The 7,207-nt window shown below is 66.6% G+C and carries 11 protein-coding genes; 8 read left to right on the forward strand and 3 right to left on the reverse strand.

The features are described from left to right. Positions 1–69 precede the first annotated feature (69 nt). From ACPCHZ_RS28350 to ACPCHZ_RS28380, 7 genes are all read left to right on the forward strand, one after another. The gene (locus ACPCHZ_RS28350; protein ID WP_423487802.1) at positions 70–423 is read left to right on the forward strand and encodes a hypothetical protein; all 354 of its coding nucleotides are present in this window, start codon (positions 70–72) and stop codon (positions 421–423) included. Next, entirely contained in the window at positions 423–2,294 is a 1,872-nt protein-coding gene (locus ACPCHZ_RS28355; RefSeq protein WP_423487803.1) for a hypothetical protein, read from the forward strand. Before ACPCHZ_RS28350 ends, ACPCHZ_RS28355 begins: the two co-directional genes overlap by 1 nt. Further along, entirely contained in the window at positions 2,291–2,683 is a 393-nt protein-coding gene (locus tag ACPCHZ_RS28360) for a hypothetical protein (protein WP_423487804.1), read from the forward strand. The genes ACPCHZ_RS28355 and ACPCHZ_RS28360 overlap by 4 nt, the downstream gene beginning before the upstream one ends. Next, on the forward strand, positions 2,680–3,759 hold the full coding sequence (locus ACPCHZ_RS28365) for a peptidoglycan-binding domain-containing protein (protein ID WP_423487805.1): 1,080 nt from the start codon (positions 2,680–2,682) through the stop codon (positions 3,757–3,759). The genes ACPCHZ_RS28360 and ACPCHZ_RS28365 overlap by 4 nt, the downstream gene beginning before the upstream one ends. Before the next feature lie 75 nt (positions 3,760–3,834). Continuing rightward, positions 3,835–4,347, forward strand: coding sequence for a hypothetical protein (locus ACPCHZ_RS28370; RefSeq protein WP_423487806.1), 513 nt, complete (start codon positions 3,835–3,837; stop codon positions 4,345–4,347). Then, a complete protein-coding gene (locus tag ACPCHZ_RS28375; RefSeq protein ID WP_423487807.1) occupies positions 4,344–5,030 on the forward strand; it encodes a hypothetical protein in 687 nt (228 codons plus the stop codon). The genes ACPCHZ_RS28370 and ACPCHZ_RS28375 overlap by 4 nt, the downstream gene beginning before the upstream one ends. Then, positions 5,027–5,389, forward strand: a complete 363-nt coding sequence (locus ACPCHZ_RS28380; RefSeq protein WP_423487808.1) for a hypothetical protein — start codon at positions 5,027–5,029, stop codon at positions 5,387–5,389. The genes ACPCHZ_RS28375 and ACPCHZ_RS28380 overlap by 4 nt, the downstream gene beginning before the upstream one ends. A gap of 22 nt (positions 5,390–5,411) precedes the next feature. Here ACPCHZ_RS28380 and ACPCHZ_RS28385 read toward each other — a convergent pair whose 3' ends face one another. Beyond that, entirely contained in the window at positions 5,412–5,795 is a 384-nt protein-coding gene (locus tag ACPCHZ_RS28385) for a hypothetical protein (protein ID WP_423487809.1), read from the reverse strand. Between the two features lie 3 nt (positions 5,796–5,798). Next, positions 5,799–6,074: a transposase gene (locus tag ACPCHZ_RS28390; protein ID WP_423487810.1), complete on the reverse strand. Its 276-nt coding sequence runs from the start codon at positions 6,072–6,074 to the stop codon at positions 5,799–5,801. A gap of 57 nt (positions 6,075–6,131) precedes the next feature. Here ACPCHZ_RS28390 and ACPCHZ_RS28395 point away from each other — a divergent pair, with 57 nt between their 5' ends. Continuing rightward, the gene (locus tag ACPCHZ_RS28395) at positions 6,132–6,392 is read left to right on the forward strand and encodes a hypothetical protein (RefSeq protein ID WP_423487811.1); all 261 of its coding nucleotides are present in this window, start codon (positions 6,132–6,134) and stop codon (positions 6,390–6,392) included. 9 nt (positions 6,393–6,401) lie between these two features. Here ACPCHZ_RS28395 and ACPCHZ_RS28400 read toward each other — a convergent pair whose 3' ends face one another. After that, complete coding sequence (locus ACPCHZ_RS28400) at positions 6,402–7,040, reverse strand: DUF2510 domain-containing protein (protein ID WP_423487812.1); 639 nt, start codon at positions 7,038–7,040, stop codon at positions 6,402–6,404. Positions 7,041–7,207 lie beyond the last annotated feature (167 nt).

Consider the following 7,207-nt stretch of genomic DNA (forward strand, 5'->3'; position numbering starts at 1 on the left):
CATCGATATCGGAGTGTTCTGGCTCGCCGCCGACTTCGACACCAACCTGCTCAGCATCTGAGGAGAACCATGACAGAAACTCCCGCCCCCGCACAGCCGAAGGGCATCCTCGCCACGATCGGCAACGCCATCTGGTCGAAGCTTGAGCCGCTGATCACCAGCCGCCTCGACGAGATCCAGGCCATCGCCAAGACTGAGGCCGACGAGTGGCAGGTGATCGCTCAGCAGCAGCTCGACGAGTGGCGCGCCGACGCCATGAAAATGCTTTCCGAGGCGCTGCCCGAGATGGCCGGCGCCATTGCCGAGCAGGCCGTCAAGACCACGTTCGAACACACTCAGGTCGACGAAGCCGCCAACGCGGTGTCCGGCGTCATCACTGACATCGTCGGGCGGCTGCGGTTCCCATTCGGCGGCGGCCGCTGATGGCCGACCGCACCGTCTACGGCCGCACGCACAGCGAGAACGGCTGGCGCATGGTCGACACCGGGTCTTGCCGGTGGGTGAAGGTGCCCGGCACCAACGTGTCGCTGCAGATCCGCGAGGGCCAGCCCGCGGCGATCATGGGCGCGTTCGCCGCGGACTACCACGCGAACGTCGAGCCGCTGCGCGATGCCGACTCTGCATGCTGGACGGCGACGAACTCGGTCGCGACGTCGAATCACCTCAGCGGCACCGGCATGGACCTCAACTGGAATGGTCCCGACGGCAGGACGTTCCGGCTCGGCATCACGAAAGAACGCGCGTACCCCGGCGACAAGGCACGCAAGCTTGATGAGCTCCTCGCGTTCTACGAGGGCATGATCTTCTGCGGCGGCGAGTGGTCGATCCGCGACTGGATGCACTTCCAGATGGGCGGCAACACCTACGGCTCGCAGCACGTCGAGAAGGTCAACGACTTCATCCGGCGCAAGATCCGTGCCGACGGATTCTCGACGTTCAAGCGCGGCGCAACCTCAGCCCCGCCAGCGCCGGCCCCACCGCCGCCCGTCGTCGCACCACCGCCCGCGGCCACCATCCTCGCGCGCGCCGCCGGCATCACGCAGGCGTTAGCCGAGCAGATCCTCCCGCAGGTCTCATTCGCTCTCGTCAAGGCGAACTGCACCAATCCCCGCCGCATCGCAGCGGCGCTCGCACAATGGATCATCGAGTCGGGTCGCTTCGTCTATACCGAAGAAATCGCGGATGGCCCCGAGAGCCAAGAGCGGTGGAAGTACAAGGGCCGCACCTGGGTTCAGCTGACCTGGCTGGAGAACTATCACGGCTTCTCGCAGTGGTGCCACAGTCTCGGCCTGGTCCCGACGCCCGACTACTTCGTGGTCCGGCCGCGCGAGCTGGCCGAGCAGAAGTGGGCGGCGCTCGGCCCGGCGTACTGGTGGGCGATCAAGTACCCGCGCATAAACGAGTACGCCGACCGCGGCGACATCGACAACGTCTCCAAGTGGGTCAATGCGCCCGCCTGGGTGGACAACCCGAACAAGCACGCCAACCACGAAGCCGAGCGCCGCGCGGCCTACAACAAGGCACTCGCGCTCGGCGACCAACTGCTCACCCTCGTCACTACCAGCCCGACACCCCCAGGAGATGACATGGCCCAAGTCCCCCAGGAGCAGTGGGACCGCGTCTACCGCGAACTCACACAACTGCACCCGTCTCGCAGTCCGCTGCGCCACCTCGACGACACCTACCGCGACACCGCGACGGGATTCGGCCTCAACGCCGACGGCCACGGCCACCTCGAACGCGTGGAGCTGCTGGCGTCGCTCGGGCATACCGGCTCGCTCGATCTGCTGCGCGAGGTTGCCTCGGCGACCGACCGCCCGGACAAGTACCCCGACCGGCAGGACGACGCGAAGGTGGCGCAGGCCATCCTCGCCAGGGTCTACTCGCGCCCTGCCCTGGCCACCGAGAAGGTGGGCCCGGCCGCCCCGGCCGCCGCCGTGTACGCACCGTCGGCGGGTGAGGTGGCATCGGCGGTTGTGGCCGCGCTGCCCGCGCAGGACAACAGCGTTGCGCTGGCCGAGGCCCGTGCCGAAGCGGCCCGCCTGCGCGCCGAAAACGAACAGCTCCGCGCACAAGTCGCACAGGCCGACGGCCAGCGCGCGGCCGAGGCGTTCAGCACCGCGGTGGCGACCGCCGGCGCGCCGACGACCTCCGGTGACATCGTCGGCCAGGTCGTCGACTCGGTCGAAGAGTGGATGGACCGGGCCCTCCAGATGGACACCAAGCAGCGCGCGGCCCTGTCGGCCACGCTCCGAGTTCTCGAACTACCCAAGGGAAGCGAGCATTCAGCATGACCACCCCCATCCCCGTTCCCGACCTGTCCGGACTGATTCCGTCGAAGGCCAAGGCGTTGGTCGCGCTCATCGGCGCTGGCCTGTCGTTCATCGTGCCGTTCGTGCTCGAGGTGTCCACGACGCTGCCGGACCCCTGGCCCGCTGTTATCGGCGGTGTGCTGTGGCTGCTGACGGCGTTCGGCGTGCTGCAGCGGCCGTTCCTGAAGCCGGGCACCGTCGTCGTGGCCGCTGAGGACGTGAAGCCTGGCGCGACCGTCGTGACGCCCAAGGGAGCGGTTGGAACGAAACCCACCGACGGCCCGTATGACCACGTCGCCACTCGTCCGAACACCAGCACGGCGAACGCGCCCCTGAGCGGCTACACCAACCCGTTCCCGCCGCTGACATGATCACCCCCGAAGGAAAGTGGGCGCTCGGCCTCGGTGACTCAAGCCCCGAGATCCGGAAGATCAAGGCGCACATGCGCGCGATGTACCGCTCGTACGCCGGGCACCTCGCCGACACGGACCTGTTCGACGAGCAGCTGCGCGCGGCGGTCATGGAGATGCAGCGGCGCCAGGGCGTCCGCGTCACCGGCTGGATCGGCTACAGCGACAAGGTCCGCATGCGGTACGTCATCCCCGGTCCCGACGTCGTCGGCTACGCCGTGCCGGGTACCTGGGGGCAGTGGAACATCGGCCCGCACGCGATGGCTGTCAACCGCTACCCCGAGCGGGTCTACCTGCAAGGCGTGCAGTACAACACGTCGGCGTTCATCAACCCCGACCCGCGGCACTCGTACGTCGAGGCCGTCGGCGAGGGCGTCGTCGAACTGCTGCGCTGGACGCTGCCCGAACCGCGCCGCAAGATCATCTCCGGGTACTCGATGGGCGCCGAAGTCGTCGCACGGTTCCTCGACGCCTGGCCGGTCGAACGGCGCCGCGAGATCATCGGTGTCATCACGTTCGGGTCACCGTCGCGGCCACCGGGCCCAACGAAGCTCGGGCCCGACCCGGGTGGCGCCGGGATCAGCGGATTCTGGACGCCCGAGTGGGCGCGCGACCGCGAGTGGTCCTACACCATCGACGGCGACATGTACTCCGAGGCCAACAGCCCACTGATGACCGCGCTGTACGACATCCTCACGCGGATGGAGTTGTCGGTCGACTTCGCCCGCTACCTGTTCGGGGTGCTCACCTCGAGCGCCGGGCCCGCTCTGCTCGGACTGGCCGGCGCCACGATTCCCGGGTTCGGTGTCCTGCGCGCGATCCACGGTCTCGTCACCGAGGGCGACGAGACGAAGACTGACGGCCCGCCCAACCTGTTCGCGATGATGACCAACCTCCCGGTGATCATCACCGCGCTGATCGGCGCGCTGAAGTTCCTCTTCACGGGTGCCCACGGAAAGTACTGGGTGAACCGGCAATTCGAGGGGATGACCGCCGAAGACCACGCCGCGTCGGTAGTGCGACGGCTCGCAGCCTGACGGCTCATCGAAATGCAGAAAGGATGGACAGGGTCATGCCACGCCTGACGTACCACCGTTGACCCGCATGTCTTCATGAGCCGGTTGAAAGCCTGGTGGCTCAACCGACTTGACAACGACAGCGTCCGCGCCTGGGTCCCGCCGTATTGCGCGGTGTGGCTCATCTGGGCGCTGCTCGCAACAGTCTGGTTGCCCCCGGTGCCCACCATTGAGCCGGTCATGGGGCACGTCGCCTACCTGCTGTGGGTGTGGATCGCCATCCCGGCGAACCTCGCCCCGATCGCGGGCCTCTGGATGCGCCACGGCGGATCGGCCATCGCCGACATGAGCAACCAGTTACTGTTCCGCGACTGGATGGGGCTGATCCTTCAGGCCACCGGACACGCCGTGTGCTTCGTGCTGCTGCTGCTGTTCCAGGTGTCCGCGTGGCTGGCGATCGCCAACTACACCGGCCCCAGCACATACGCCGGCATGACGCTGTTCTCCGCGGTGATGCTCACCCCGTGGACGGTCGGTGTATTGCTGCTGTGCGCGCAATGCGTCCGCAAAATTCAGCGGGGGATGCAGCTCGAACGGAGGACACCGTGACAACCTGGGCCATCGGCCTGGCGGCGGTGGCCGCCATCTTCCTCGTCGCCATCCCGATCTGGGGCGTGGTGAAATTCAACCCCCACCACGCCCGTTCGGTGAAGTTGGCCGAGGTCGCCGACAACAAGGTCGTGCAGAAACATGTGGCGTTGGTCAGTGTGGGGCACCCGGAGTTCGCCCGCACCCACCGCATCGACCGCCACTTCTGGTACCTGCTCCCCGCCGCCGGCGTGTGGTGCTACGCCTGGTGCGTTCTTGGCGGGGCTCCGCTGACGAGCAACGTGGCTTCGCTGAGCGTGAGCACCCGCTACACGATGGCCGGCTGCTTCTTGGTGGGGGCGTCGATGATGCTGATTGGCGCCCTACTCGGCGCTGAGATTGGGCGGTGGCGTGTCATGCGCAGCGTGCACGACCATATGACCTGTGAAGTGCTGGGCGACGACATCGTTTTCCCGTACTGGGTCGGCATCGCCGGAATGGGCACCACGATGGTCAGCCTTTCCATCTACTCATGGACGAGTTTTCGGTCGACGACCGGCTCGCTAGGGGGCTGGCTGACCGCCGCGCTGGCACTCGCCTGCTTCATCACGATCCCTTGGTTCTTCACCCGCCTACGCAAGTTCGAGCGTGACGACGCCGACCTCATCGCCCGAGCGAAGGCGCGACTAGAGGCCGGGCAGTGACTGTCGCCGAGTGGTTGCAGATCGGCGGTGTGGTCTCAGCCATCCTCATCGCGGTCCTGGCCTATATCCAGAACCGCCGCAAGCCGAAGCTCGACGAGGAGCAGACGAAGGCCATCAAGAACGAGGTCGCGAAGACCTCTCACGATCTCAACCTGGCCCGCGACCTGCGCACCCTCGACCTTGAGGTGTGGGGTGATGCGATGCGGCCGTGGGCCAGCGCGATGACTCGGCGTGACGAGATGATGATGCACCTGCTCGCAGACGCTTACGAGCGGTTGGAGATGCCGATGCCTCCGGTCGAACCGCTGCCTCCGATGCCGAAGTTCCCCACGCCGCGGCCGATACCGCGACCAGATTGATCCACGCAGTGTCGTCGTTCTCCTAGTAGGGCGCGGCCGACTTCCTTTCCTTGATCGTTGCGATGCCACTGTCGATTTCGCTGAGCAGGTCTTGGACCTGGTTCGCGACCAGCATCAGCGTGGCGGCCACCTCGGACGCCCGGCTCGCGGTGTCGGCGCCGTCCTCGGTCAGTAGTCGGAGCAGCTGCTCACGTGCGACCGTCGACACCGGGAGCTCGCGCCGCTCGGCGATCCGCTCGAGTGCTTCCATCTCGTCGGGGTTGAGCCGGACCTGAAGGACTCGGCTGCGTGAGCGGTTTGGCCGGCTCACCTTCACGTGCGGCGGGATTGGCCGGTCGGTCTGGTCGGCCTCGGCCGCCTCGATCTCATCGGCCTCGGCCAACGCCTCATCCAGCTTCTTACCCATGCTTCACTCCTTCTCCCGGTACTTGCGTGCGTCGGTCTTGTTCGACGGCCACGCATTCAGGCCGAAGACGGTGCCGTCCTCCTCGACGGTGAGGACGGTGACCAGCGCGCCGAACGTCGTTGAGAAGCCGATGGTGCGCACGCTTACACCGGACCGGCTGGCCGGGTCGGGATCGAGCACCAGCGCGTCAGGATCGGCCAGCGCCTCGTTGGCGACAGCGGGCGTCATGCCGGGGCGCTTGGCGATGTACTCGCCTCGCTTGCTCCAGTCGACCGCCATGCCACAAGTGTACTACAACTTGTATTACAGTCGCAAGTCTGGACTACGCTGCCAGCCATGGCCGACGACCTCGTGCCCTGCACAACCGGCGGGTGGATGGTGCGCCCACCCAAGCACTGCCCGAACGGCCACAGCCTCGGCCCAGGCCGGGTGCTCGTCGGGAATCAGCCCTGCGGCGCGTGCCGCCGCGGCGGCCACACCTCCTGGATGTGCCGCGAGTGCGAGGCCATCATCTACCGGCCGCCGATGGGCTCAGCGTGCCGAGTCCTCCACGGGCCCGCCGCCGTCCGGATCAGCAGCGCGTCACCGGACAAGTGAACTTCGCCGCTACCGCGGCGGCTCGTTCAACGCCTCCTCGAGCGAACGTGCCTGGGCCTTGACGCCACCCGCCTTGGTGACCACAGCAGAGCACGTGTAGGGCGTCTTGCCCTCATACCCACCGAACCCGTTCTTCGCGTTGACCATTCCCGCACCGGAATAATAACGATCCCCCGCCGCAGGGTTGAACGGCATACCCTCAGGCGGAACAGAATTTGGCGCTGGCCACGCCTTCCATTCGTCGAACATGGCACTCTCCGGGTCCCGCAGCACCTTCCGGATCGACTCATGACAGGTGTCGATGACGGTCGACTCGATCAGCTGCGGCGAGAACGTCGGCGGGGCGGCGGATGGGCTGCTACTGCTGCCCGCCCGATCATCCTCGCCGCTATCTCCGCTGATCGCGTTGCCAATGCCGATGACGGCGATTCCGACCGCCGCAACGACAACGACCTTCAGTAGCCGGGGAAGATCCTGCCACCATCCCACGACGGGATTCGGTGGCTGCGCAGTTGTCGACGGCGGCCGCGGCTTGGTCCCCGCCGCGGCATAGTGCTCGGTCCAGCCGGTGCCGTCGAAGTACCGTTGCATCGGCTTGCCGGACGGATCTGGATACCAGCCTGCAGCCTTCGGTGTAGGTGCCCCCATGTGCAGCAATCTTAGGTTGCGGTGCGACGACGTGTTGATGCCATCAACACGTCAACCGGAATGAACTGGAACGATCCGTAACGAACTGAATCGAGCCGGACCCAAACCGCTGGTCGTTAGCATTTGTCCAGGTCAGCGGTGGGGTTCGAATCCCCTTAGCTCCACTC

This window comes from Mycobacterium sp. NPDC050041 (assembly GCF_049541695.1).
Classification (GTDB): Bacteria; Actinomycetota; Actinomycetes; order Mycobacteriales; family Mycobacteriaceae; genus Mycobacterium.